This is a genomic window from Enterobacter cloacae complex sp. 394I7 (genome assembly GCF_057320345.1).
This window is the reverse complement of record NZ_JBXWCR010000001.1, coordinates 1,810,848-1,832,549: the sequence shown is the minus strand read 5'-3', so window position 1 is coordinate 1,832,549 and position 21,702 is coordinate 1,810,848. Positions and strand designations below refer to the sequence as shown.

Annotated in this window: 22 protein-coding genes and 3 tRNA genes; 14 read left to right on the top strand and 11 right to left on the bottom strand. The window is 52.7% G+C overall.

The annotated features are described in order from the left end of the window. Positions 1 to 229: 229 nt before the first annotated feature. The 6 genes from uvrY to AC2FAP_RS08915 all read left to right on the top strand — a co-directional run bounded on the left by uvrY (position 230) and on the right by AC2FAP_RS08915 (position 3,766). Positions 230 to 886 carry a UvrY/SirA/GacA family response regulator transcription factor gene (gene uvrY / locus AC2FAP_RS08940; protein ID WP_013096026.1) on the top strand — a complete coding sequence of 219 codons (657 nt, stop codon included), beginning with the start codon at positions 230 to 232 and terminating at the stop codon, positions 884 to 886. Beyond that, the gene (gene uvrC, locus AC2FAP_RS08935) at positions 883 to 2,715 is read left to right on the top strand and encodes an excinuclease ABC subunit UvrC (RefSeq protein WP_014170707.1); all 1,833 of its coding nucleotides are present in this window, start codon (positions 883 to 885) and stop codon (positions 2,713 to 2,715) included. The genes uvrY and uvrC overlap by 4 nt, the downstream gene beginning before the upstream one ends. 56 nt (positions 2,716 to 2,771) lie before the next feature. After that, the gene (gene pgsA, locus AC2FAP_RS08930; protein ID WP_014170706.1) at positions 2,772 to 3,320 is read left to right on the top strand and encodes a CDP-diacylglycerol--glycerol-3-phosphate 3-phosphatidyltransferase; all 549 of its coding nucleotides are present in this window, start codon (positions 2,772 to 2,774) and stop codon (positions 3,318 to 3,320) included. 152 nt (positions 3,321 to 3,472) lie between these two features. After that, positions 3,473 to 3,548, top strand: a tRNA-Gly gene (locus AC2FAP_RS08925). Between the two features lie 46 nt (positions 3,549 to 3,594). Continuing rightward, a tRNA-Cys gene (locus AC2FAP_RS08920) sits at positions 3,595 to 3,668 on the top strand. 11 nt (positions 3,669 to 3,679) lie between these two features. Continuing rightward, positions 3,680 to 3,766, top strand: a tRNA-Leu gene (locus tag AC2FAP_RS08915). Between the two features lie 269 nt (positions 3,767 to 4,035). Here AC2FAP_RS08915 and fucO read toward each other — a convergent pair. Together fucO and fucA are read right to left on the bottom strand one after the other, a co-directional pair. Beyond that, a complete protein-coding gene (gene fucO / locus AC2FAP_RS08910) occupies positions 4,036 to 5,184 on the bottom strand; it encodes a lactaldehyde reductase (protein ID WP_331704431.1) in 1,149 nt (382 codons plus the stop codon). 27 nt (positions 5,185 to 5,211) lie between these two features. Beyond that, positions 5,212 to 5,859: an L-fuculose-phosphate aldolase gene (gene fucA, locus AC2FAP_RS08905; RefSeq protein ID WP_020883353.1), complete on the bottom strand. Its 648-nt coding sequence runs from the start codon at positions 5,857 to 5,859 to the stop codon at positions 5,212 to 5,214. 542 nt (positions 5,860 to 6,401) lie between these two features. Between fucA and fucP the strand changes: the two genes are divergently transcribed. The 5 genes from fucP to fucR all read left to right on the top strand — a co-directional run bounded on the left by fucP (position 6,402) and on the right by fucR (position 12,248). Continuing rightward, on the top strand, positions 6,402 to 7,712 hold the full coding sequence (gene fucP, locus AC2FAP_RS08900) for an L-fucose:H+ symporter permease (RefSeq protein WP_447841150.1): 1,311 nt from the start codon (positions 6,402 to 6,404) through the stop codon (positions 7,710 to 7,712). Positions 7,713 to 7,742: 30 nt separating this feature from the next. Then, positions 7,743 to 9,518, top strand: coding sequence for an L-fucose isomerase (gene fucI, locus AC2FAP_RS08895; protein ID WP_449541769.1), 1,776 nt, complete (start codon positions 7,743 to 7,745; stop codon positions 9,516 to 9,518). Between the two features lie 102 nt (positions 9,519 to 9,620). Then, entirely contained in the window at positions 9,621 to 11,039 is a 1,419-nt protein-coding gene (gene fucK / locus AC2FAP_RS08890; protein ID WP_421636713.1) for an L-fuculokinase, read from the top strand. 1 nt (position 11,040) lies between these two features. Further along, positions 11,041 to 11,463 carry an L-fucose mutarotase gene (gene fucU, locus AC2FAP_RS08885; RefSeq protein WP_449541767.1) on the top strand — a complete coding sequence of 141 codons (423 nt, stop codon included), beginning with the start codon at positions 11,041 to 11,043 and terminating at the stop codon, positions 11,461 to 11,463. A 56-nt stretch (positions 11,464 to 11,519) separates the two neighbouring features. Next, the gene (gene fucR, locus AC2FAP_RS08880) at positions 11,520 to 12,248 is read left to right on the top strand and encodes an L-fucose operon activator (protein WP_032678450.1); all 729 of its coding nucleotides are present in this window, start codon (positions 11,520 to 11,522) and stop codon (positions 12,246 to 12,248) included. A 191-nt stretch (positions 12,249 to 12,439) separates the two neighbouring features. On the opposite strand, the gene AC2FAP_RS08875 is transcribed toward fucR, so the two are convergent. Both AC2FAP_RS08875 and ymcF read right to left on the bottom strand, forming a co-directional pair. Then, positions 12,440 to 12,667, bottom strand: coding sequence for a hypothetical protein (locus AC2FAP_RS08875; protein ID WP_014170703.1), 228 nt, complete (start codon positions 12,665 to 12,667; stop codon positions 12,440 to 12,442). 57 nt (positions 12,668 to 12,724) lie between these two features. Next, entirely contained in the window at positions 12,725 to 12,919 is a 195-nt protein-coding gene (ymcF, locus tag AC2FAP_RS08870; protein WP_032669962.1) for a cold shock small protein YmcF, read from the bottom strand. Between the two features lie 125 nt (positions 12,920 to 13,044). On the opposite strand from ymcF, the gene AC2FAP_RS08865 reads away from it, so the two are divergent. Continuing rightward, positions 13,045 to 13,215, top strand: coding sequence for a YnfU family zinc-binding protein (locus AC2FAP_RS08865; protein WP_305961753.1), 171 nt, complete (start codon positions 13,045 to 13,047; stop codon positions 13,213 to 13,215). Positions 13,216 to 13,512: 297 nt separating this feature from the next. On the opposite strand, the gene AC2FAP_RS08860 is transcribed toward AC2FAP_RS08865, so the two are convergent. Next, entirely contained in the window at positions 13,513 to 13,731 is a 219-nt protein-coding gene (locus AC2FAP_RS08860) for a cold shock domain-containing protein (protein WP_014170702.1), read from the bottom strand. Positions 13,732 to 14,016: 285 nt separating this feature from the next. Here AC2FAP_RS08860 and cspF point away from each other — a divergent pair, with 285 nt between their 5' ends. Beyond that, entirely contained in the window at positions 14,017 to 14,229 is a 213-nt protein-coding gene (cspF, locus tag AC2FAP_RS08855; RefSeq protein WP_025203826.1) for a cold shock-like protein CspF, read from the top strand. Positions 14,230 to 14,332: 103 nt separating this feature from the next. Here cspF and AC2FAP_RS08850 read toward each other — a convergent pair whose 3' ends face one another. From AC2FAP_RS08850 to AC2FAP_RS08830, 5 genes are all read right to left on the bottom strand, one after another. Next, positions 14,333 to 15,049, bottom strand: coding sequence for an ABC transporter ATP-binding protein (locus AC2FAP_RS08850; RefSeq protein ID WP_449541765.1), 717 nt, complete (start codon positions 15,047 to 15,049; stop codon positions 14,333 to 14,335). Continuing rightward, entirely contained in the window at positions 15,046 to 15,921 is an 876-nt protein-coding gene (locus AC2FAP_RS08845; RefSeq protein ID WP_449541764.1) for an ABC transporter ATP-binding protein, read from the bottom strand. The genes AC2FAP_RS08850 and AC2FAP_RS08845 overlap by 4 nt, the downstream gene beginning before the upstream one ends. Then, positions 15,918 to 17,192 carry a high-affinity branched-chain amino acid ABC transporter permease LivM gene (gene livM / locus AC2FAP_RS08840; protein ID WP_020883360.1) on the bottom strand — a complete coding sequence of 425 codons (1,275 nt, stop codon included), beginning with the start codon at positions 17,190 to 17,192 and terminating at the stop codon, positions 15,918 to 15,920. The genes AC2FAP_RS08845 and livM overlap by 4 nt, the downstream gene beginning before the upstream one ends. 11 nt (positions 17,193 to 17,203) lie before the next feature. Then, the gene (locus AC2FAP_RS08835; RefSeq protein ID WP_025203827.1) at positions 17,204 to 18,118 is read right to left on the bottom strand and encodes an ABC transporter permease subunit; all 915 of its coding nucleotides are present in this window, start codon (positions 18,116 to 18,118) and stop codon (positions 17,204 to 17,206) included. 100 nt (positions 18,119 to 18,218) lie between these two features. Next, on the bottom strand, positions 18,219 to 19,340 hold the full coding sequence (locus tag AC2FAP_RS08830) for a branched-chain amino acid ABC transporter substrate-binding protein (protein WP_020883361.1): 1,122 nt from the start codon (positions 19,338 to 19,340) through the stop codon (positions 18,219 to 18,221). A gap of 425 nt (positions 19,341 to 19,765) precedes the next feature. Here AC2FAP_RS08830 and AC2FAP_RS08825 point away from each other — a divergent pair, with 425 nt between their 5' ends. Further along, on the top strand, positions 19,766 to 20,434 hold the full coding sequence (locus tag AC2FAP_RS08825; RefSeq protein WP_020883362.1) for a YecA/YgfB family protein: 669 nt from the start codon (positions 19,766 to 19,768) through the stop codon (positions 20,432 to 20,434). A 31-nt stretch (positions 20,435 to 20,465) separates the two neighbouring features. On the opposite strand, the gene tyrP is transcribed toward AC2FAP_RS08825, so the two are convergent. Next, the gene (tyrP, locus tag AC2FAP_RS08820) at positions 20,466 to 21,677 is read right to left on the bottom strand and encodes a tyrosine transporter TyrP (RefSeq protein WP_485452912.1); all 1,212 of its coding nucleotides are present in this window, start codon (positions 21,675 to 21,677) and stop codon (positions 20,466 to 20,468) included. Positions 21,678 to 21,702: the final 25 nt, after the last annotated feature.

The window sequence follows — 21,702 nt, the reverse complement described above, 5'->3', positions numbered from 1 at the left end:
GGACTCAGGCGACAGGTTTTTTGTAACTTTTTGAATACAGATGCTTAAAAAAAGCTGCACAAGCCCTGGTGGCGCGGGCTCTCTTTCCACGTTCTGTACAGCCTAATTTCCAAAAACGAGAGCGAAATCGAATAGCCGATTTTTTAACGTTTTAATCTTGTGAGGAAAACCGTTAATATAAACCAAATTATCACTCAGTAGCGTTATCCCTATTCTGGAGACATTTCCTTTGATCAACGTCCTTCTTGTTGATGACCACGAACTGGTGCGCGCAGGGATACGACGCATTCTTGAAGATATAAAAGGTATTAAAGTTGCTGGTGAGGCTTGTTGCGGCGAAGATGCCGTAAAATGGTGCCGCACTAATTCGGCCGATGTGGTGTTGATGGATATGAACATGCCCGGTATCGGTGGTCTTGAAGCAACCCGCAAAATCGCGCGTACCTTTGTTGATACAAAAGTCATCATGCTGACCGTGCATACTGAAAACCCGCTGCCCGCGAAAGTGATGCAGGCGGGCGCTGCCGGTTACCTGAGTAAAGGTGCCGCGCCGCAGGAGGTTGTCAATGCTATCCGTTCCGTGTTTGCCGGACAGCGTTACATTGCTTCCGACATTGCTCAGCAGATGGCCCTGAGTCAGATCGAACCCGAGAAAACGGAATCGCCGTTTGCCAGTTTGTCCGAGCGTGAATTGCAGATTATGCTGATGATCACCAAAGGTCAGAAGGTAAATGAGATCTCGGAACAGCTGAATCTTAGCCCGAAAACGGTGAACAGCTATCGTTATCGCATGTTCAGCAAACTGAACATTCATGGTGATGTTGAACTGACTCATCTGGCCATCCGGCATGGTTTATGTAATGCGGAGACGTTGTTAAGTCAGTGAGTGATGTGTTCGATTCAAAAGCATTTCTGAAAACCGTAACCAGCCAGCCTGGCGTCTATCGTATGTATGACGCTGGCGGTACGGTTATCTACGTGGGGAAAGCGAAAGATCTCAAAAAGCGCCTCTCCAGCTATTTTCGCAGTAACCTTGCCTCCCGCAAGACCGAAGCACTGGTCGCACTCATACAGAATATTGATGTTACCGTCACGCATACCGAGACGGAGGCGCTGCTGCTTGAGCATAACTATATTAAGCTCTATCAGCCGCGCTACAACGTGCTGTTACGCGATGATAAATCCTATCCGTTCATCTTCCTGAGTGGCGATACGCACCCCCGGCTTGCTATGCACCGCGGTGCAAAACATGCCAAGGGTGAATATTTCGGCCCGTTTCCCAACGGCTATGCCGTACGTGAGACGCTGGCGCTGCTGCAAAAAATCTTCCCTGTTCGCCAGTGTGAAAACAGTGTCTATCGCAATCGCTCGCGCCCGTGTCTGCAGTACCAGATTGGCCGCTGTCTGGGGCCATGCGTTGCCGGACTGGTGAGTGAAGACGAGTATGCGCAGCAGGTCGAGTATGTGCGCCTGTTTTTAGCCGGGAAAGACGATCAGGTATTAACGCAGCTGATTGCCCGGATGGAGAAAGCCAGTGCAGCGCTGGAGTTCGAAGAGGCCGCGCGGATCCGCGACCAAATCCAGGCGGTGCGCAGAGTCACTGAGAAACAGTTTGTCTCGAACACCGGTGACGATCTCGACGTGATCGGCGTTGCCTTTGACGCCGGCATGGCCTGCGTGCATGTGCTGTTTATTCGTCAGGGTAAAGTGCTCGGGAGCCGCAGCTATTTCCCGAAAGTGCCGGGGGGGACGGAGCTGGGTGAGGTGGTTGAAACCTTCGTCGGCCAGTTCTATCTGCAGGGGAGTCAGATGCGTACGCTGCCATCGGAGATCCTGCTTGATTTCAATCTCGATGATAAAACACTGCTGGCGGATTCGCTGTCAGAACTGGCTGGTCGTCGGGTTAACGTGCAGACCAAACCGCGCGGTGACCGCGCGCGTTACCTGAAACTTGCCCGGACCAACGCGGCGACGGCGCTTACCACAAAACTGTCCCAGCAATCGACGGTCCACCAGCGTTTAACGGCACTGGCTACGCTCCTGAAGCTGCCGGAGGTTAAACGGATGGAGTGCTTCGACATCAGCCACACGATGGGCGAGCAGACCGTGGCCTCCTGCGTGGTGTTTGATGCTAACGGCCCGCTGCGCGCGGAATATCGTCGCTATAACATCACCGGGATCACGCCGGGTGATGACTATGCAGCCATGAACCAGGTGCTGCGCCGTCGCTACGGTAAAGCCATCGAAGAGAGCAAAATCCCGGATGTGATACTGATTGACGGCGGGAAAGGGCAGCTCGGGCAGGCGAAAGCGGTCTTTGACTCACTTGATGTGAGCTGGGATAAAAACCATCCGTTGCTGCTGGGTGTGGCAAAAGGGGCCGATCGTAAAGCCGGTCTGGAGACGCTCTTCTTCGAACCGGAAGGGGAGGGCTTCAGCCTGCCGCCGGATTCTCCGGCACTGCATGTTATCCAGCATATCCGCGATGAGTCACACGATCACGCCATCAGCGGGCACCGGAAAAAACGGGCGAAGGTAAAAAACACCAGTACGCTTGAGACCATCGAAGGCGTCGGGCCAAAACGCAGGCAGATGTTGCTTAAATATATGGGCGGATTGCAAGGATTACTCAATGCCAGCATGGAGGAAATTGCAAAAGTGCCGGGTATTTCGCAAGCGCTGGCAGAAAAGATCTACTACTCGTTGAAACATTGAGGGCTCTGTAGCAACATAGAGCTAAATTTTACTGACAACAAACAGTTACCGTCATTATGCAATTTAATATCCCTACGTTGCTCACTCTTTTTCGCGTTGTGCTTATCCCGTTCTTTGTACTGGCGTTTTACCTGCCAGTCGTCTGGGCCCCTTTTGCCTGTGCACTGATTTTCCTGGTGGCTGCGGTTACGGACTGGTTTGATGGTTATCTGGCACGCCGCTGGAACCAAAGCACCCGCTTCGGTGCCTTCCTCGACCCGGTCGCCGATAAGGTCATGGTCGCTATCGCGATGGTGCTGGTGGCTGAGCACTACCACACGTGGTGGGTAACGCTGCCTGCAGCAACTATGATTGGTCGTGAGATCATCATCTCTGCGCTGCGTGAGTGGATGGCGGAGCTGGGTAAGCGCAGCAGCGTCGCGGTATCGTGGATTGGTAAAGTGAAAACCACCGCGCAGATGGCCTCGCTGGTCTGGATGCTCTGGCGTCCAAACGCCTGGGTTGAGTGGGCGGGGATTGGGCTGCTGTGGGTTGCTGCGGTACTAACGCTGTGGTCTATGCTGCAATATTTAAACGCTGCCCGCGGCGATTTGCTTGATCAGTGATCGTTTCGACGTAATTTTCAACAAACGATCCGGGGATGCAAAAAATAACGTTGACTCATACCGTCATATCAGTAGAATGCAACGCATCGAACGGCGGCACAGCTAGCCGGACGATAATGAAATCAAGTGGTTAGAAGTTAACTTGATGACATGCGGGAATAGCTCAGTTGGTAGAGCACGACCTTGCCAAGGTCGGGGTCGCGAGTTCGAGTCTCGTTTCCCGCTCCAGATTAAAGACATGCGCAATCGCGGGTGTCGCGTAAAAAAGTTTTACGGCGCGTTAGCAAAGCGGTTATGTAGCGGATTGCAAATCCGTCTAGTCCGGTTCGACTCCGGAACGCGCCTCCACTTTCTTCCCTGGCCGGATGGTGGAATCGGTAGACACAAGGGATTTAAAATCCCTCGGCGTTCGCGCTGTGTGGGTTCAAGTCCCACTCCGGCTACCATGGGAAAAAGCAGAATAATCAAAGCAATAAGCAGTGTCGTGAAACCACCGAAAGGTGGTTTTTTTGTGCCTGTTTTTCGCCGTATACCCTAGTTTCACCCTTCAACTTCGCCACAATAAGAGGGCAATCATGCCCAACAATGGCCATTAGCGATAGGATCTGTCGGCGTAGATCGTCAGCTGCGAAATCACGGTTTTAAATACTGATGGCACTGTCTCTCTGCGTCACCCGGCCCAGAAGGGGCCTCTAAACCGGGTAACGCAGTCGCACTACCAGGCGGTATGGTACAGCTCGCTAATATCTGCCAGGCTCGCTTCCCGTGGGTTGCCGGCAGTACAGACATCATCATATGCCGCCTGGGCCAGCATCGGGATATCTTCCTTTTGTACTCCAGCCTCACGCAGATGGAGCGGGATGCCCACATCGTGATTAAGCCTGAAGACGGCATCCACGGCAGCATTGCGCGCGTCTGCAAGGCTCAGCCCTTCAACCTTCACGCCCATCGCTCGTGCAATATCGCGGAATTTATCGCCGGTAAAGTCAGCGTTGTAACGCATGATATGGGGCAGCAAAATGGCATTCGCCACGCCGTGCGGTGTGTCATAAAAAGCACCCAGCGGGTGCGCCATACCGTGAACCAGCCCCAGGCCAACGTTGGAAAAGCCCATGCCGGCAACATACTGGCCCAGCGCCATCGCCTCGACGGCATCTCGATCGCCCTTGACTGAATCGCGCAGCGCGCCGGCAATAATCTCAATCGCCTTGATGTGTAGCGCATCGGTCAAGGCCCATGCGCCCCGGGTAATATACCCTTCAATCGCATGGGTTAGCGCATCAACGCCGGTTGCTGCTTTCAGCACTGGCGGCATACCGTCCATCATATCTGCATCGATAAAAGCGACCTGCGGAATGTCGTGCGGATCGACGCAAACAAATTTACGCCGCTTCTCTTCATCAGTGATTACGTAGTTAATAGTCACTTCAGCCGCTGTTCCGGCTGTAGTGGGAATGGCCAGAACGGGTACGCTGGGGTTACGGGTTGGGGACTGGCCTTCAAGGCTACGAACATCCTTAAACGCCGGGTTATTGTTGATAATGCCGATTGCCTTACAGGTATCCTGAGGCGAGCCGCCCCCGATAGCGATAAGGTAATCTGCGCCGCTGTTCTGAAAAACACCCAGCCCTTCCTGTACTATTCCGATTGTCGGGTTAGGAAGCACGCCGGAGTATATTTCCCAGGCCAACCCCGCTTCGTCCAGCTTATCCGTGACCTTCGCCACCACGCCACACTGTACCAGCGTCCTGTCGGTGACAATCAGCGCTTTTTGATAGCCGCGACGCTTTACCTCATCGCAAAGCATCCCTGTCGCGCCCCGGCCAAACCAGGCCGTTTCGTTCAAAATCATTCTTTTCGCCATGGCATTTCTCCTGTTTGCTATGCGATGTCATTCTTCAATGCGCAGTCCGTAGGTTTTGAATTTTTCCAGCACAATGGCGATAGCATCGTCATCCAGTACCGGGACCGGATCCGTTATTGCCAGCGTGCAAAGGTACAGTTGTGCCAGTACTTCAACTTCATGCGCCAGCCACAGGGCTTTTTCCAGATTTGCTTCACAGGCAATTAATCCGTGGTGCTGTAACAGCGTTGCTTTGCGGTTCCTGAGGGCAAAGGCGACATAGTCGGACAACTCGCGTGTCCCAAATGTGGCATATGGCGCGCAGGGTATGGAATTACCGCCTGCGGCGGCAATCATGTAATGAATGGCCGGGATAGGGCGGTTAAGAATAGACACGGCGGTACAGTGCACCGCATGGTTATGCACCACCGCCTGCGCATCCGGACGCGTCTGGTAGGCGGCCATATGGAAACGCCACTCGCTGGAAGGCAGTTTGCCCTGTTCATGCTGACCGTCGGCATCAATATAAACGATGTGTGACTCCGTCAGTTTTTCATAGGGGATCCCCGTTGGCGTTATCAATATCCCGTCCTGATAGCGCACGCTGACGTTGCCAGCCGTGCCCTGATTTAGCCCCAGACGGGTCATTTCCAGGCAGGTATCAATAATCTGCCGCGCCAGTCTATTTCGTTCCATTTGTTACCTCTCTTGATGATCTAAAGCACCAGCAGAACAAGCCTGTTGTCCTGATGAATTAACCGTATATTTGCGCACCATCTTTATAGGGAATAACGCTAAAAGAATTCCGGTGGTTTCACTTTGTGATCGTCGTCAATTAATAGTAGGGAATTGATCCTTATTCGATTAATTCATTTCGGTAAAAATGACCGATTCAGAAGATTTTTATTCAAACAGTCGTTTTGATGATTTTTACCGTGAAAATGCCCGTTTCCGGAGTAATACATTAAATCGGTCACTGGGGTTGTGGTTTTTCATGTTTATTTTCCCCGATGAGGGTTGTTTTTATTAAATTTAAAGTGATAACGATCACATAAAGATATCGCGTTGCCGTTAAATGTGATTGTCATCATATTCGCCCCCCTTTTTTACATGAAAATGCATTCACGAGATCATTCCGATCGCCAGATTCGCACCAGTAAGAGTAAAGCACCTTTTATTTTTACCGTCTGGAAAGAAAGGAAAGTCACATTCTGACGCTTCTGACTAACGAGGGTGTTATGGGAAATACAACAATACCAACGCAGAGTTTTCGTGCGGTCAATGCCGGGCAAGCCCAGCGTTACATTATTCCTTTCGCGTTACTCTGCTCACTTTTTTTTCTTTGGGCAGTCGCTAATAACCTGAATGACATTTTACTCCCCCAGTTTCAGCAAGCCTTTACCCTGACAAACTTCCAGGCTGGCCTGATACAATCTGCGTTCTATTTCGGCTACTTTGTCATTCCAGTGCCTGCCGGAATACTGATGAAAAAACTCAGCTATAAGGCAGGTATCATTACCGGGCTGTTTTTATATGCTATTGGTGCTGCATTATTCTGGCCTGCGGCTGAGTTAATGAATTATACATTGTTTCTTGTCGGTCTTTTTATTATAGCGGCGGGGTTAGGTTGCCTTGAAACTGCTGCTAACCCCTTTGTGACAGTGCTGGGGCCAGAGAGTGGTGGTCATTTCCGTCTTAATCTGGCGCAAACTTTTAATTCTTTTGGCGCGATTATTGCCGTTGTGTTTGGACAAAGCCTAATTTTGTCTAACGTGCCCCATCACTCTCAGTCGGTACTCGATAAAATGACGCCAGAACAGCTAAGCATGTATAAGCATAGCCTGGTGTTATCCGTACAAACGCCTTATATGATTATCGTGGCAATTGTATTGTTGGTCGCCCTGCTGATTATGTTGACCAAATTTCCGGTCCTTCAGAGCGATAATCACGTCGACGGCACACAAAGCACATTTTCTGCCTCTCTTTCCCGTCTGGTCCGTATTCGCCACTGGCGCTGGGCGGTGCTGGCGCAATTCTGCTATGTCGGCGCGCAAACTGCCTGCTGGAGTTATCTGATCCGGTACGCTATTGAAGAGATCCCCGGTATGACGCCAGGTTTCGCCGCCAACTACCTGACCGGCACCATGGTGTGCTTCTTCATCGGTCGCTTTACCGGTACATGGCTAATCAGCCGCTTCGCACCGCATAAAGTACTGGCCGCTTATGCCCTGCTTGCCATGGTGCTATGCCTGGTCTCCGCCGTATTCGGCGGCCATTTCGGTCTACTGGCGCTAACGCTGTGCAGTGCATTTATGTCTATTCAGTACCCAACCATTTTCTCCCTTGGGATTAAGAACCTGGGTCAGGACACCAAATACGGCTCGTCATTCATCGTCATGACCATTATCGGCGGCGGGATTGTGACGCCGGTCATGGGCTTTGTCAGCGATGCTGCAGGCAATATCCCAACAGCAGAACTGGTTCCGGCAGTGTGTTTTGCCGTCATCTTCATCTTTGCCCGTTTCCGTTCGCAAGCGGCAACGAATTAAACCTGTATCCGAAAACGTGAGGGATCTGTCATGAAAAAAATCAGCTTACCGAAAATAGGTATCCGTCCGGTGATTGATGGTCGTCGTATGGGGGTTCGTGAGTCTCTGGAGGAGCAAACCCTGAATATGGCCAACGCCACCGCCGCGCTGCTCACTAAAAAGCTTCGTCACCCCAACGGCGAGCAAATTGAATGCGTCATTGCTGATAGTTGCATTGCGGGGATGGCCGAATCCGCCGCCTGTGAAGAAAAATTCAGCAGCCAGAACGTCGGCGTGACCATCACCGTGACGCCGTGCTGGTGCTACGGGAGCGAAACGATCGATATGGACCCCATGCGTCCGAAAGCCATCTGGGGTTTTAACGGGACTGAACGTCCGGGTGCCGTTTATCTGGCCGCCGCGCTGGCTGCACACAGCCAGAAAGGGATTCCGGCATTCTCTATTTATGGTCATGATGTCCAGGACGCCGACGACACCTCGATTCCCGAAGATGTTGAGGAAAAACTGCTGCGCTTTGCGCGTGCCGGTTTAGCCGTCGCCAGTATGAAAGGGAAAAGCTATCTCTCCATTGGGGGTGTGTCGATGGGGATTGCCGGTTCCATCGTCGACCCTAACTTTTTCGAATCCTGGCTGGGGATGAAGGTACAGGCAGTTGATATGACTGAACTGCGCCGCCGCATTGATCAGAAAATCTTCGATGAAACCGAACTGGAAATGGCGCTGGCCTGGGCGGACAAAAACTTCCGTTACGGCGAAGACCAGAACGCGCAGCAGTATAAGCGTAACGAAGCGCAGAACCGTGAGGTGCTGAAAGAGAGCCTGCTGATGGCGATGTGTATCCGCGACATGATGCAGGGCAACCCAGCACTGGCGGAAAAAGGGCGGGTGGAAGAATCGCTGGGCTACAACGCCATTGCGGCAGGCTTCCAGGGCCAGCGTCACTGGACCGATCAATACCCGAACGGCGATACCGCCGAAGCGTTGCTTAACAGCTCCTTTGACTGGAATGGCGTGCGTGAACCCTTTGTCGTCGCGACCGAAAATGACAGCCTCAACGGCGTGGCGATGCTAATGGGCCATCAGTTGACCGGCACAGCACAGGTGTTCGCCGACGTGCGCACCTACTGGTCTCCAGACGCGGTAGCGCGCGTGACCGGTCAACCGCTCAGCGGTCTGGCTGAGAAGGGTATTATCCACCTGATCAACTCCGGCTCTGCGGCTCTCGATGGCTCATGCAAACAGCGCGGCAGCGATGGCAAGCCAACGATGAAACCATTCTGGGACATAAGCAAGCAGGAGGTTGATGCCTGCCTGGCGGCCACCGAATGGTGTCCGGCGATACATGAATATTTCCGCGGCGGCGGTTTCTCTTCTCGCTTCCTGACGGAAGGCGGCGTGCCGTTCACCATGACCCGCGTGAATATCATCAAAGGTCTTGGCCCGGTTCTGCAGATTGCAGAAGGCTGGAGCGTGGAACTGCCGAAAGAGATGCACGATCAGCTTGACGCCCGTACCAACTCAACCTGGCCGACCACCTGGTTTGCGCCACGTCTGACGGGTAAAGGTCCCTTTACCGACGTTTATTCCGTGATGGCGAACTGGGGGGCAAACCATGGCGTGCTGACCATCGGCCACGTTGGCGCAGACTTCATCACCCTGGCATCAATGCTGCGAATTCCGGTCTGCATGCATAACGTGGAAGAGTCGAAGGTCTATCGTCCTTCCGCCTGGGCTGCGCACGGCATGGATAGCGAAGGCCAGGATTACCGTGCCTGTCAAAACTATGGCCCGCTGTACAAACGTTGAGTAAACGTCTTTGCCCGGGAGCGTATGTTTACCGGGCCTGTAAAACACCGAATTGCAGGCCGGATAAGCGACACGTTAGCCGGCGACGTTTCAGGAGTTGCTATGAAACAAGAGGTTATTCTGGTTCTCGACTGCGGAGCGACCAATATCCGGGCCATTGCCGTTGACCGGCAGGGCAAAATTATCGCCCGTGCCGCTACGGCAAATGCCAGCGACATCGCCATAGAAAATAGCGCCTGGCACCAGTGGTCTCTCGATGCCATTATGCAACGCTTCGCGGACTGTTGCCGCTCGCTGAAGACGAGTCTGGCAAACTGCCACGTTCGCGGCGTCACGGTGACCACCTTCGGCGTTGATGGCGCGCTGGTCGATGAGCACGGCAGGCTGCTCTACCCAATCATCAGCTGGAAATGCCCACGCACCGCCGAAGTGATGCAAAATATTGGCCGCTTGCTGTCACCTCAGCGGCTTCAGGACATTTCCGGCGTGGGGGCATTTGGCTTTAATACGCTGTATAAGCTGGTGTGGCTAAAAGAAAATCACCCGCAGCTGTTGGAACAGGCACACGCCTGGCTGTTTATCTCGTCGCTGATTAACCACCGTCTGACCGGCGAATTCACCACCGACGTTACTATGGCAGGGACCAGCCAGATGCTGGATATTCAACAGCGCGATTTCAGCCATGAAATTTTGCAGGCGGCGGGTTTGCCGCATCGGCTCTTCCCACGTCTGGTGGAAGCCGGTGAGCTCGTCGGTAATTTACAGTCTGATGCTGCCCAATGGCTTGACCTACCCGCCGGTATCCCGGTGATTTCCGCCGGACACGATACCCAGTTTGCGCTGTTTGGTGCAGGTGCCGCGGCGGATGAACCCGTCCTCTCCTCGGGAACATGGGAGATCCTGATGGTGCGCAGTGCACAGGTCAACACGCCGCTGCTCAGTCGCTACGTCGGTTCTACCTGCGAACTGGACAGCCAGCCAGGGCTGTATAACCCTGGCATGCAGTGGCTGGCATCCGGCGTACTTGAATGGGTACGTAAACTGCTTTGGACCGAAGAGACGCCCTGGCAAACGCTGATTGAGACAGCCCGCCGCATACCCATGGGGTCCGAAGGGGTGAAAATGCACTGTGATCTCCTCGGCTGTCAGCATGCAGGCTGGGAGGGCGTCACACTCAACACCACACGCGGTCATTTTTATCGCGCTGCGCTGGAGGGCCTCACCGGGCAGCTGGCGCAGAATCTGCGCACGCTGGAAAAGATCGGTCACTTCAATGCGACTGAACTGCTGCTGGTCGGCGGTGGCAGCCGTAACATGCTGTGGAACCAGATCAAAGCCAATATGCTCGGCATCCCTATCAAGGTACTTGATGATGCAGAAACCACTGTCGCGGGGGCAGCCCTGTTTGGCTGGTACGGAGTCGGAGAATTTACGAGCCCGGAACACGCCAGAGCGCAGATGCATCATCAGTACCGCTACTTCTTTCCGGAAACCGACTCTGCACCGATCGAGGGAGTTTGAGATGTTAAAAACGATTTCACCGTTAATATCACCTGAACTACTGAAAGTCCTGGCCGAAATGGGCCACGGCGATGAGATTATTTTTTCTGATGCCCATTTCCCCGCCCACAGTATGGGACCGCAGGTTATACGCGCCGATGGGCTAAAGGTCAGCGAATTGCTGCATGCGATTATCCCGCTGTTTGAGCTCGACAGCTACGCGCCGCCACTGGTGATGATGGCTGCAGTTGAGGGTGACTCCCTCGATCCCCGTGTTGAGGCTCGCTATCGCGATGCGCTTTCACGTCAGGCACCCTGTCCGGCAATTACCCGCATTGACCGCTATGCGTTTTATGCACGTGCCAAAAAATCCTTTGCGATGGTTGTCACAGGGGAGTGTGCTAAATACGGGAATATTCTTTTAAAAAAGGGGGTAACGCCGTAATCTCATGCCGGTGCGCCCGCCAGCGCGGGCGTGTATCGAATGATGGGTGAGAAAAAATGAAAGAGGCACGTCAGCAAACGATAATCGACCTGTTGATTCAGCATCATAGTCTGACGACGGACGTTTTATCCACCCAGCTTAACGTCAGTAAAGAGACCATTCGCCGCGATCTCAGCGAACTGCAGGCGCAGGGAAAAGTGCTGCGCAACCACGGGCGGGCGAAATATATTCACCGGGAAAACCAGGACAGCGGCGATCCTTTTCATATTCGCCTTAAGAGCCACTTCACGCATAAAGCGGATATCGCCAGAGAAGCGCTGGAGTGGATTGAAGCCGGGATGGTCATTGCTCTGGATGCCAGCTCAACCTGCTGGTATCTTGCGCGTCAACTGCCTGACATCGATATTCAGGTCTTTACTAACAGTCACCCCATCTGCCTGGAACTGGGCAAACGTGAACAGATTCAACTTATTAGCTCCGGCGGTAAACTCGAGCGTAAGTATGGCTGCTACGTTAACCCCTCGTTGATTTCACAACTCAAACTGCTGGACATCGACCTGTTTATCTTCTCCTGCGAAGGGATAGACAGTCATGGAGGGTTGTGGGATTCCAACAGGGTCAACGCTGGCTTCAAATCGCTGCTACTCAAGCGTGCTTCTCAGTCTTTATTGTTGATAGATAAGAGTAAGTTTAATCGTTCAGGGGAGGCCAGAATTGGGCACCTGGATGAGGTAACGCATATTGTGTCTGACACACAACTGAATGAATCAGGGCTGAGACAATAAGCCACCTGACACATTATGACGCAATTAAGTCTATTAGGGATGTGTTTGTTCGCGATAGCGTTAACGTATTATTCATTCCGTATAAGGTATTTAACGCGGGGAGGGTAAATAAAAGATGTTAGCAGCACAAATAAGAAGGGGATTACCCTTAAACAAGGGCATCTACAAGAACAGCCATACATTCTGAGTAATTATAAATATTTCTTAGCCGCATCCAGAATTTCCTGAGAAGTCAGCTCCCTGTCCGACGCCACATAAACCACTTCATGATCGCCGGTCAAAGAAGGAAAACCTGCGGACATTATCTGCAGGTTTATCGCTTCACCATTCGGATATTCCTGCCGTATGGATGTAATACCCTTAAGCACGGTGACAACATTGCTCGGTTTACCATTGAAAAAGACGATGACTTTCTTCATATCTCACCTTGTTGGTCGTTATCTGCTTAAGCACCTTCTCTGTGAAGGCGAGGGGAATCAGGACGGCGCGAAAATTTTTGTCTGGCTGTCAGGTCTGTCTGCGAATGTCATCGTCGATTTGCAGAAAATGCATTTAGCGCCATACGGATTTTTTTCAGACACATCAAAAATCGACGTTCTGTATTGGGAGCCATGACAACATGGGCATCTGAAGTGAATATTTAAGTTGATATCATTTACCTTTTTTAACATTAGCGGTATTTAATTTTCGAAAAAGCGTTGCATTTGTACTTTCTTTGGTTTTTGCAATCATTCGGAAATAAAAGCAAGCAATCATCTTCGTGAACGTGTATGGTGACAGTCGTTTAAATCAGGAGATGCCTATGTCAGGACGTAAAAATACACAATTCCGTCGCAATTACTTAGTTAAATGTCCATGTCCAAACTGTTCAAAAGACTCTGAGCATAGTTTCAGCCGTGTACAAAAAGGGGCTCAACTTGTCTGCCCACACTGCAGCACTCTTTTCAAAACCGCTCAAAAATTCTAAAAATGCATTTGCCAGATGATGAATTTGCGTCTTTACAGACGATCTCATTTGGCAAAGCAACATTGAAGAAGTGATGCTTTTGGAGGTTGCCTGACCTCTTACGCACTTTGATATTTTACAAGCAGCTCGCTTCTGCTTTAAGACTCTTCGTGCAGCAGACCTGCACTTCATCACATCGGTCAGCACACTCTTTCTACGAGAAAAATATGCTGACCTGTTGCTCAGAAAAAGCCTTCTAATCCAGGACCCGTCTACTCAGGAAAAATCCATCATCGTGATCGCGGGTCCGTGATAACTTTATCTATCGCAAAGTATTACGCTTGCAGCAGCAGGGCCTTTTTCGCCACTCTGGATAGCAAATTCGACTTTCTGGCCTTCAAAGAGAGTTTTAAAATCATCACCCTGCAGAGCAGAAAAGTGCACAAACACATCTTTGCTACCATCGACAGGAGAGATAAAACCGAAACCTTTATCTTCGTTAAACCACTTAACCAAACCTATAATTCTTGAAGACATGCAGACTCCTTGTGAGTATTTGAAATGCTAAGAAACGTATAATATTAAACGTATGGACTCAAAAGGAGGGGATATCAGCGATAGCGCCTGGTTATGAGGACTGCCGGGTAAAATTTTTTACGCTCGTGTGTGGATTAAACCAACGACTTCATTAATGCATGAGGCGGGAGAATTAGCAATTTTTATTTTAGCCTTCCGGAAGGCTCACATAAAAAGTGTCACGCTGCATTAGCTTAAAATTAATTTGTGTGTATAGTTAATGCATGTTTTCTAAGAGGATCTTATTTGTCTCGTAAAATGACAGGAATTGTCAAAAGTTTTGATATGCACAGTGGTAAAGGCCTAATCATCCCTTCAGATGGTCGAAAGGACGTTTTTCTCCACATTTCAGCCTTTAATAACAACGAAAAAGAAACGCTCCTTCCCGGGATTCGCGTTGAGTTCTGTCGCATTAACGGACTCAGCGGACCGATGGCCGCAAATGTCTATCTTTCATAAATAATCAGCGAAGATGTTAATAGCGGTAAATTGAATCACCCGCGTCGTATCGCCTGACATATATTTACAGTTATGCGCGACATGAGTATGACACGCGTATGAATTACACTCCGCCTAAATAGGCTTTTCTTACCTCCTGGTTTCCCAGCAACTCCTCGCCGGTGCCGCTGAGGCGAATTTGCCCGTTGACCATGACGTAGCCACGGTCAGAAAGCTTCAGAGCATGATGCGCATTTTGCTCTACCAGAAAAATGGTCATGCCGTTGCGAGCCAGCTCGCGCAGCGTCTGGAAGATCTGCTTAACCACTATGGGCGCCAGACCCAGGCTGGGTTCATCCAGCAGTAGCAGTTTAGGGCGGCTCATTAGCGCGCGGGCGATGGCAAGCATTTGCTGTTCTCCGCCGGACATGGTCATGGCTCGCTGTTTACGGCGTTCTTTGAGGCGGGGGAACAACTCAAACATGCTCTGCATATCGTCGGCAGCAAATTGATTGCCGACAGGAATGGTCCCCATCAGCAGGTTCTCTTCAACCGTCATATCCGGAAAGATACGCCGCCCCTCGGGTGCCTGTGCTATGCCGCCGGAGGCCACATAGTGGGTAGATTTATGGCTGATGTCTTCGCCGCAAAACAGGATTTGCCCGTTACGAATACGCGGTTGGCCAAAAATAGACATCAGCAATGTCGATTTACCCGCGCCATTTGCGCCGATAAGCGCCACCGTTTCCCCTTTATGCACTTCGAGGGATACCTGTTTCAGCGCCTGGATCACGCCATAGAACACATCCACCTCGCGAAATGCCAGCAGCGGCTCATTCATAGGGTGACCTCGCTTTCATCGGTGCCCAGATAGGCGGCAATCACCTTTTCGTCATGCTGGATCTGCTCAGGTTTCCCCCGGGCAATCACATCGCCATGGTCGAGCACAATAATGTCGTCCGATATTTCCATCACCATCCCCATGTCGTGCTCAATCAGTAATACCGTTATGCCGTGGTTGTCGCGCAGAAAACGAATAATGTTACTCAGCTTATGTGTCTCTACCGGGTTCAGCCCGGCGGCGGGTTCATCCAGACAGATCATTTCCGGGCCGGTGCACATGGCCCGCGCGATCTCCAGGCGCCGCTGTTGACCGTACGACATCTCGCCCGCCAGGCGGTTGGCGCACTCCACAAGATCGACCACCTCCAGCCAGTAAAAGGCCCTGTCCAGCGCGTCATTTTCCGCCCGACGGTACGCTGGCGTATTGAATACCCCAGCCAGCAGGTTGCGATTGACGCGCATGTGCTGTGCCACGAGCAGGTTTTCCACGACCGACATCTCGCGAAAAAGACGAATATTTTGAAAGGTGCGCGCAAGTCCGGCGCGGTTCACCAGGTGAGTGCCGCCGAACATTTTGTAGAACAGGCGTTGCCCAAACTGCGCAGGGTGGATCCAGTCCCCTGGCTGGAAGTTTTGCCCGAGGATCTGAATGACGTTGGTCGTCTTATTGTGCGTATTAAAGAAAATATTGCCGCCGGAAGCCTTATAGAAACCGGTCAGGCAGTTGAAGACGGTGGTTTTTCCCGCGCCGTTTGGGCCAATAAGCGCAGTAATTGAACCGCGCTGCACGTCCAGGTTGACGTCGTTTAACGCCTTGATCCCGCCGAAATGCATCATAAGATGTTCAACGCTTAATATCGTTCCGTTCATGGCGCTACGCCCTTACGCACGGCAAACCCGCTGCGGTTAATGCGGATCAACCCGCGTGGACGCCAGATCATCATCACCACCATCAGCATGCCAAACAGCAAAACCCGGTACTCGGCAAAACTGCGCAGCAGCTCCGGCGTCACCGTGAGCACAAACGCCGCCAGCACCACGCCAAGCGTTGAGCCCATACCGCCGAGCACCACAATCGCCAGGATCAGCGCCGATTCAAAAAAGGTAAACGATGTCGGGTTGACAAAGCCCTGATAAGTGGCAAAAAACACCCCGGCGATGCCGGCAGTCGACGCACCCAGCGTAAAGGCCGAGAGCTTGACCAGCACATGATTTAATCCCATTGAGCGACAGGCGATTTCATCCTCCCGCAGGGCTTCCCATGCCCGACCAATAGGCATCCGCGTCAGACGATGCTTGATATACAGCACCAGCATCACCACCAGGAACAGGACCGTATAGATAAAGATAAACTTCATGTTCGGGTTGTAGGTCAGATGGAAAAATTCGTGAAAGGGCACGCCTCCTTCTTTGGCACGGCGGCCAAACTCCAGTCCGAAAAAGGTGGGAGGTGGGGCAGAAACGCCGTTCGGGCCACCGGTGAAGGTCAGCCAGTTGTTGAGGATCAGGCGAATAATCTCCCCAAAGCCAAGCGTGACGATCGCCAGGTAATCACCGTGCATGCGCAGCACCGGAAAGCCGAGCAGGGCGCCGGCCGCGGCAGCCATAATCGCCGCCAGCGGCAGCATGCTCCAGAATCCTAATCCCAGATACTGATACCCCAGCGCCAGCCCGTAAGCGCCGATGGCATAAAAAGCGACATAACCGAGATCCAGAAGCCCGGCCAGCCCGACCACAATATTCAGCCCGAGACCGAGAAGCACGTAGATAAGCCCAAGAATGGCGACGGTGAGCACGTACTTGGTAGCAACGAAGGGAAAGCAGATCGCAAGGGCGATAATCAGCGGGATTATCCAGCGCATGCGGCTTTTGTATTCCGGCGGCCGGACATAAACCCCCGCGCTGTCGGCTTCAAAACGTGCCTGGAAACGTGCACCCGGAGCGGTGCCTAAAAAAGCGCTCAGCAGAAAACGACCCAGCATTACGATGCCGACTATCCATGCGAGCCGCTGTCCGGCGAAATTAAAGCTGTATCCGTCCAGCACCACGCCGGCAATCGGGCCAAAAATTATTAACGCAATCAGCCCGGAAAAAATGGCGTCCAGAATGCAGCGCTTAAGCGAAAAGCCGTGAGAGGTCATCGTATTCTCCTTCACACTTTGGCGACAATCGGGCGGCCAAGTAGACCCTGAGGACGAAAAATCAGGATCAAGACCAGCAAGCCAAACGAGAACACATCTTTATAATCTGAGTTCACCATGCCGGAAAATTGCGCCTCGGCGACGCCCAGAATCAACCCGCCGAGCATCGCACCGGGCAGGGAGCCAATCCCGCCGAGCACCGCTGCGGTAAACGCCTTGATGCCAATGACAAATCCGACGTAGAAATCGAAGGTGCCGTAATTCATGGTGATGAGCACACCCGCCAGACCGGCCATCGCCGCGCCAATCACAAAGACCAGCGAAATGATTCTGTCGGTGTTAATGCCCAGAATGGAGGCCATTTTGCGGTCCTGCTGCACCGCACGGCACATCCGCCCAAGCCGGGTATTGTTGATTATCCATGTCAGCAACAGCATGCCGGCGAACGAGGCAACCAGAATAAACACTTTGGTGTAGGTTATCTGAACGAACCCCTCACCAATATGCAGGCGAAGTACGCCATCCAGCATCGTGGGCACCCCTTGCTGACGTGGCCCCTGGCTCAGCTGCGCGTAGTTTTGCAAAATCAGAGACATCCCGATGGCGGAGATAAGCGGTGCCAGACGGGTAGAGTTGCGTAGCGGCTTATAGGCAATGCGCTCGATAGTCCAGCCGTAAACACCGGTCACCACAATCGTGAAGATCAGCGTACCGAGGATAAGCAACGGGAACGACTGCAGGCCGAAGAAGGAGAGCAGCGCCAGGCCAATGGCGCAGAGGTAGGCGGAGATCATATACACTTCGCCGTGGGCGAAATTAATCATACCAATGATGCCATACACCATGGTGTAGCCGATGGCGATTAATCCATAGACGGAGCCCAGCGTTAAGCCATTTATTAACTGTTGCAGGAAGAATGTACTCATCATAGCGCGCTCGTTATTTTAAGCTGCGCGGCACGCGCAGCCTGATGTTTATTACGCGCCGACAGGCGAACCTGCCGGCGTTGAGCGTGACTCCGTCCCGTTACTGAACTTCCTTATATTTTCCGTTATCGTCCCACTGATACACCACGTAGTCAGACACTTTCAGATCGCCTTTGCTGTCCCAGGCTTTTTTGCCCATAACCGTGTCGACGGCATTGGCTTTCAGCCATTCGCTGGCTTTAGCCGAGTCTTTACCGCCCGTAGCCTTGAAGGCCGCGGCAATGGCCTGAACGGAGGCATAAGAGTAGAGGGTGTAACCTTCAGGCTCGAATTTACCGGCGCGGAATTTCTCAATGACCGCTTTCCCATCCGGGATCAGACGCGGGTCTTTACCGAAGGTCATATAAATACCCTTGGTATATTGTGGCCCACCCGCCGCGGTCACCATCTCTTCGTTGACGATACAGTCGCCGGAGAAGAATTTCGCCTGTACGCCCTGTTCACGCATCTGGCGAACCAGCGGGCCGGCTTCAGGGTGACAACCCCCGAAGAACACCACATCCGGCTTTTGCGCGCCGATTTTTGTCACCAGCGCGTTAAAGTCTTTCTCACCACGGGATAAGCCCTCATACATCACATCCTGAACCCCGCGCTTCGCCAGCGCAGCTTTGGTGGCGTCTGCCAGCCCCTGACCGTAGGTGTCTTTGTCATGGATGATGACCACACGTTTGGCTTTCAGCTTATCGATAATGAAATCGCTGGCGACCTGGCCCTGCTGGTCATCGCGACCACACATGCGGAACATATCGGTCATGCCTCGTTCGGTAATGAGCGGGTTGGTCGAGCCGGGGGTAATGGCAAGGATCCCCGCGTCGCTGTACACCTCGGAGGCGGGCATTGTGGAAGAGGAGCAGAAATGGCCGACCACCGCGTTGACTTTATCCTGGTCGACCAGGCGGTTGGCGACGGCCACGGCTTGTTTCGGCTCGCAGGCATCATCCCCCTGAACCAGCTTAATCTTCTCGCCGTTAATGCCGCCTGCGGCGTTAATGTCTTCAGCGGCCTGCGTTGCACCGTGCCAGTACTGATCGCCATAGGTGGCGTTTGGGCCGGTAAACGGCCCGGCCACACCAATGACAATATCTGCATGCGCAGAAAATGCCGTCACCAGACAACCGGCCAGCACGAGAGAAAGGGGAGTTCTGATAAATTTCAGCGACATTATTATGTTCCTTAGCAAAGAGGTTTTTGCACCACGGCGTAAACCCGGACGCCGACGGCGCAGCCAATCCAAAAACACGAGCAAGAACAAAATGCACTAAACGAACAAGATCCAGACAACGCCTGCGTAATACGGCGAGGTTTCCCTGCGCAGGTTCGCGCGAAGAACATTAAGCAAAATCGTTGCCAGAATGGTTAACCCATTGAGCGGGTTGTGACATGTTTGAGTATAGAGTGCGGTGATATGGCACCTTGTGGGACGCGATGAAATTACAGCGGAGATCACATATCGTTAACAACAAAGCCCATAAGTTGTGCAATGGTCACGATTTGCACGTTTTTGCAGCAATAAAGACCTAAACTTCAGATAGGAAAGCCGTGAGATATGTGTCAGGATCTTTTCCTTTTTTATCAGGAGTGTCAGCGATGACTGAAGGCCCATTGAATGAAAGCGAAATGGCGTGGCTGGAAGAGACATTAATGTCTTACGGTCATGACGATGCGTCCGTGATTGACGTGTCTGAACTGGACGGCATGCTTACCGCAGTCCTTTCCGGCCCTGTTGTCGTTGAGCCAGATACCTGGCTGGTGGCCGTGTGGGGTGGGGAGAAATACATTCCGCGCTGGAAAAACGATCGTGAAATGCACCGTTTTATCGACCTCTGCTTTAAGCATATGAACGACATTGCTGAGCGCCTGAGCGAATACCCGGATCAGTTTGAGCCGATGTTTGGTTACAACGATGTCGACGGCGAGAGCTATACCGTTGTTGAAGAGTGGTGTTATGGCTATATGCGCGGTGTGGCGCTGACGGACTGGTCAGCCTTACCGGAAGCACTGAAGGCCGATCTTGATGCGATTGCGCTGCACGGTACAGACGAGAACAGCGAGAAGCTGGATGAGCTGAGCGAAGACGAATATAAAGCCAGCATTGAGAGCATTCAGCCTGCGGCTCTGCGTTTGTACAATTACTGGGTGGACAACCCACAGCAGCCGGAAGCAAAAAAACCGATTGTTAACGGCACAAAGGTCGGGCGTAACGATCCGTGTCCGTGCGGCAGCGGGAAGAAGTTTAAGAGCTGCTGTTTGCACTAATAAAAAGGGGCTGATTTCAGCCCCTTTTTTGTTAACCCACTTCCGGTAGCATCCCTGCGGCTATCAAGCACTGCACCAGAATAATCATCACTCCGCAGGCAAACACCATGCACAGCAGCGGTTTGCCGCCCATGACGCGGTACCCTTGCTGAGGATGCTGCTGGCGGCTCTTCCAGGCCAGCAGGGAAGGGAGCAGCAGGGCCAGCACGGATAACGCCACACCTGCATACCCCAGCGCCATCACGAACCCACGCGGGTAAAACAGTGCGAACGCCAGAGGAGGCAGGAAGGAGACTGCCCCTGTCTGTAAGCGTCCTGCGGCAGTATTACGACGCTGGAACAGATCGGCCAGGTAATCAAACAGGCCGAGCGCCACGCCCAGGAATGAGGTGGCCAGCGCCAGGTCGGCAAACAGATGGACCGCCAGCTCAACGTGCGGGGAGGTGACTACCTCGCGCAGTGCCAGCAGAAAACCGTTCAGGCCAGCGTGTTCCGCCATCAGCCCGGTAAAGGTCGACGCGTCAATGCTCCCCAGCGTCACCAGTTGCCAGAAAATATAGGCAATCAGCGGGATGGCGCTCCCCACCATAAAGACGCGGCGTAGCTTACGGATATCGCCGTTCATATAGCTCACGATGCTGGGCACGCTGCCGTGGAAGCCAAACGAGGTGAAAATAACCGGGATCGCGGACAGCGCCAGCCCTTTTTCCAGCGGCAGCGTCAGCAGATTGACCTTGTGAACATGCGGTGCCAGCAGAACCAGCATCACAATCAGGAACAGTATCTTGGCGCTGAACAGAAAACGGTTAAACAGATCGACCAGCGAAGTCCCCACACAGACCACACCCCCGCCAATAAGCGCAAAGAAGATAACGCCCGTTGAAGGCGTGATGTCAGCGTCGAACCAGTCGTTAACGCTGGAGGCGATTAACTCGCCGGCGCCGCTGATATAGGCCGCGGTCAGGGCGTACATCAGGAACATCATGCTAAAGCCGGTTATCCACTGGCCATAGCGTCCCAGGTAGCGTGCCGCAAGAGAACCCAGGCCGGTATCCGCGGGCACATGCTGATAAACCTCAAGCAAGAGCAGGGCGGTGTAGCACATCAACGCCCAGAGTGTGCCAAGGAGCAGCAGTGTCATTCCAAATCCAACGCCTGCGGCAGCCAGAGGCATCGCCAGCATTCCTGCGCCAATCGTCGTTCCGGCGACGATAAAAATACTTCCCAGGGTTCTGTTTTTCACGCATTCCTCTACAACGATTCGTAAT

Excerpts from the sequence above, each read along its gene's own strand:
- pgsA (WP_014170706.1), top strand. The coding sequence starts at position 2,772 with ATGCAATTTAATATCCCTACGTTGCTCACTCTTTTTCGCGTTGTGCTT.
- fucO (WP_331704431.1), bottom strand. The coding sequence starts at position 5,184 with ATGGCGAAAAGAATGATTTTGAACGAAACGGCCTGGTTTGGCCGGGGC.
- fucA (WP_020883353.1), bottom strand. The coding sequence starts at position 5,859 with ATGGAACGAAATAGACTGGCGCGGCAGATTATTGATACCTGCCTGGAA.
- fucP (WP_447841150.1), top strand. The coding sequence starts at position 6,402 with ATGGGAAATACAACAATACCAACGCAGAGTTTTCGTGCGGTCAATGCC.
- fucI (WP_449541769.1), top strand. The coding sequence starts at position 7,743 with ATGAAAAAAATCAGCTTACCGAAAATAGGTATCCGTCCGGTGATTGAT.
- fucK (WP_421636713.1), top strand. The coding sequence starts at position 9,621 with ATGAAACAAGAGGTTATTCTGGTTCTCGACTGCGGAGCGACCAATATC.
- fucU (WP_449541767.1), top strand. The coding sequence starts at position 11,041 with ATGTTAAAAACGATTTCACCGTTAATATCACCTGAACTACTGAAAGTC.
- fucR (WP_032678450.1), top strand. The coding sequence starts at position 11,520 with ATGAAAGAGGCACGTCAGCAAACGATAATCGACCTGTTGATTCAGCAT.
- AC2FAP_RS08875 (WP_014170703.1), bottom strand. The coding sequence starts at position 12,667 with ATGAAGAAAGTCATCGTCTTTTTCAATGGTAAACCGAGCAATGTTGTC.
- ymcF (WP_032669962.1), bottom strand. The coding sequence starts at position 12,919 with ATGTTAAAAAAGGTAAATGATATCAACTTAAATATTCACTTCAGATGC.
- AC2FAP_RS08865 (WP_305961753.1), top strand. The coding sequence starts at position 13,045 with ATGCCTATGTCAGGACGTAAAAATACACAATTCCGTCGCAATTACTTA.
- AC2FAP_RS08860 (WP_014170702.1), bottom strand. The coding sequence starts at position 13,731 with ATGTCTTCAAGAATTATAGGTTTGGTTAAGTGGTTTAACGAAGATAAA.
- AC2FAP_RS08850 (WP_449541765.1), bottom strand. The coding sequence starts at position 15,049 with ATGAATGAGCCGCTGCTGGCATTTCGCGAGGTGGATGTGTTCTATGGC.
- AC2FAP_RS08845 (WP_449541764.1), bottom strand. The coding sequence starts at position 15,921 with ATGAACGGAACGATATTAAGCGTTGAACATCTTATGATGCATTTCGGC.
- livM (WP_020883360.1), bottom strand. The coding sequence starts at position 17,192 with ATGACCTCTCACGGCTTTTCGCTTAAGCGCTGCATTCTGGACGCCATT.
- AC2FAP_RS08835 (WP_025203827.1), bottom strand. The coding sequence starts at position 18,118 with ATGAGTACATTCTTCCTGCAACAGTTAATAAATGGCTTAACGCTGGGC.
- AC2FAP_RS08830 (WP_020883361.1), bottom strand. The coding sequence starts at position 19,340 with ATGTCGCTGAAATTTATCAGAACTCCCCTTTCTCTCGTGCTGGCCGGT.
- AC2FAP_RS08825 (WP_020883362.1), top strand. The coding sequence starts at position 19,766 with ATGACTGAAGGCCCATTGAATGAAAGCGAAATGGCGTGGCTGGAAGAG.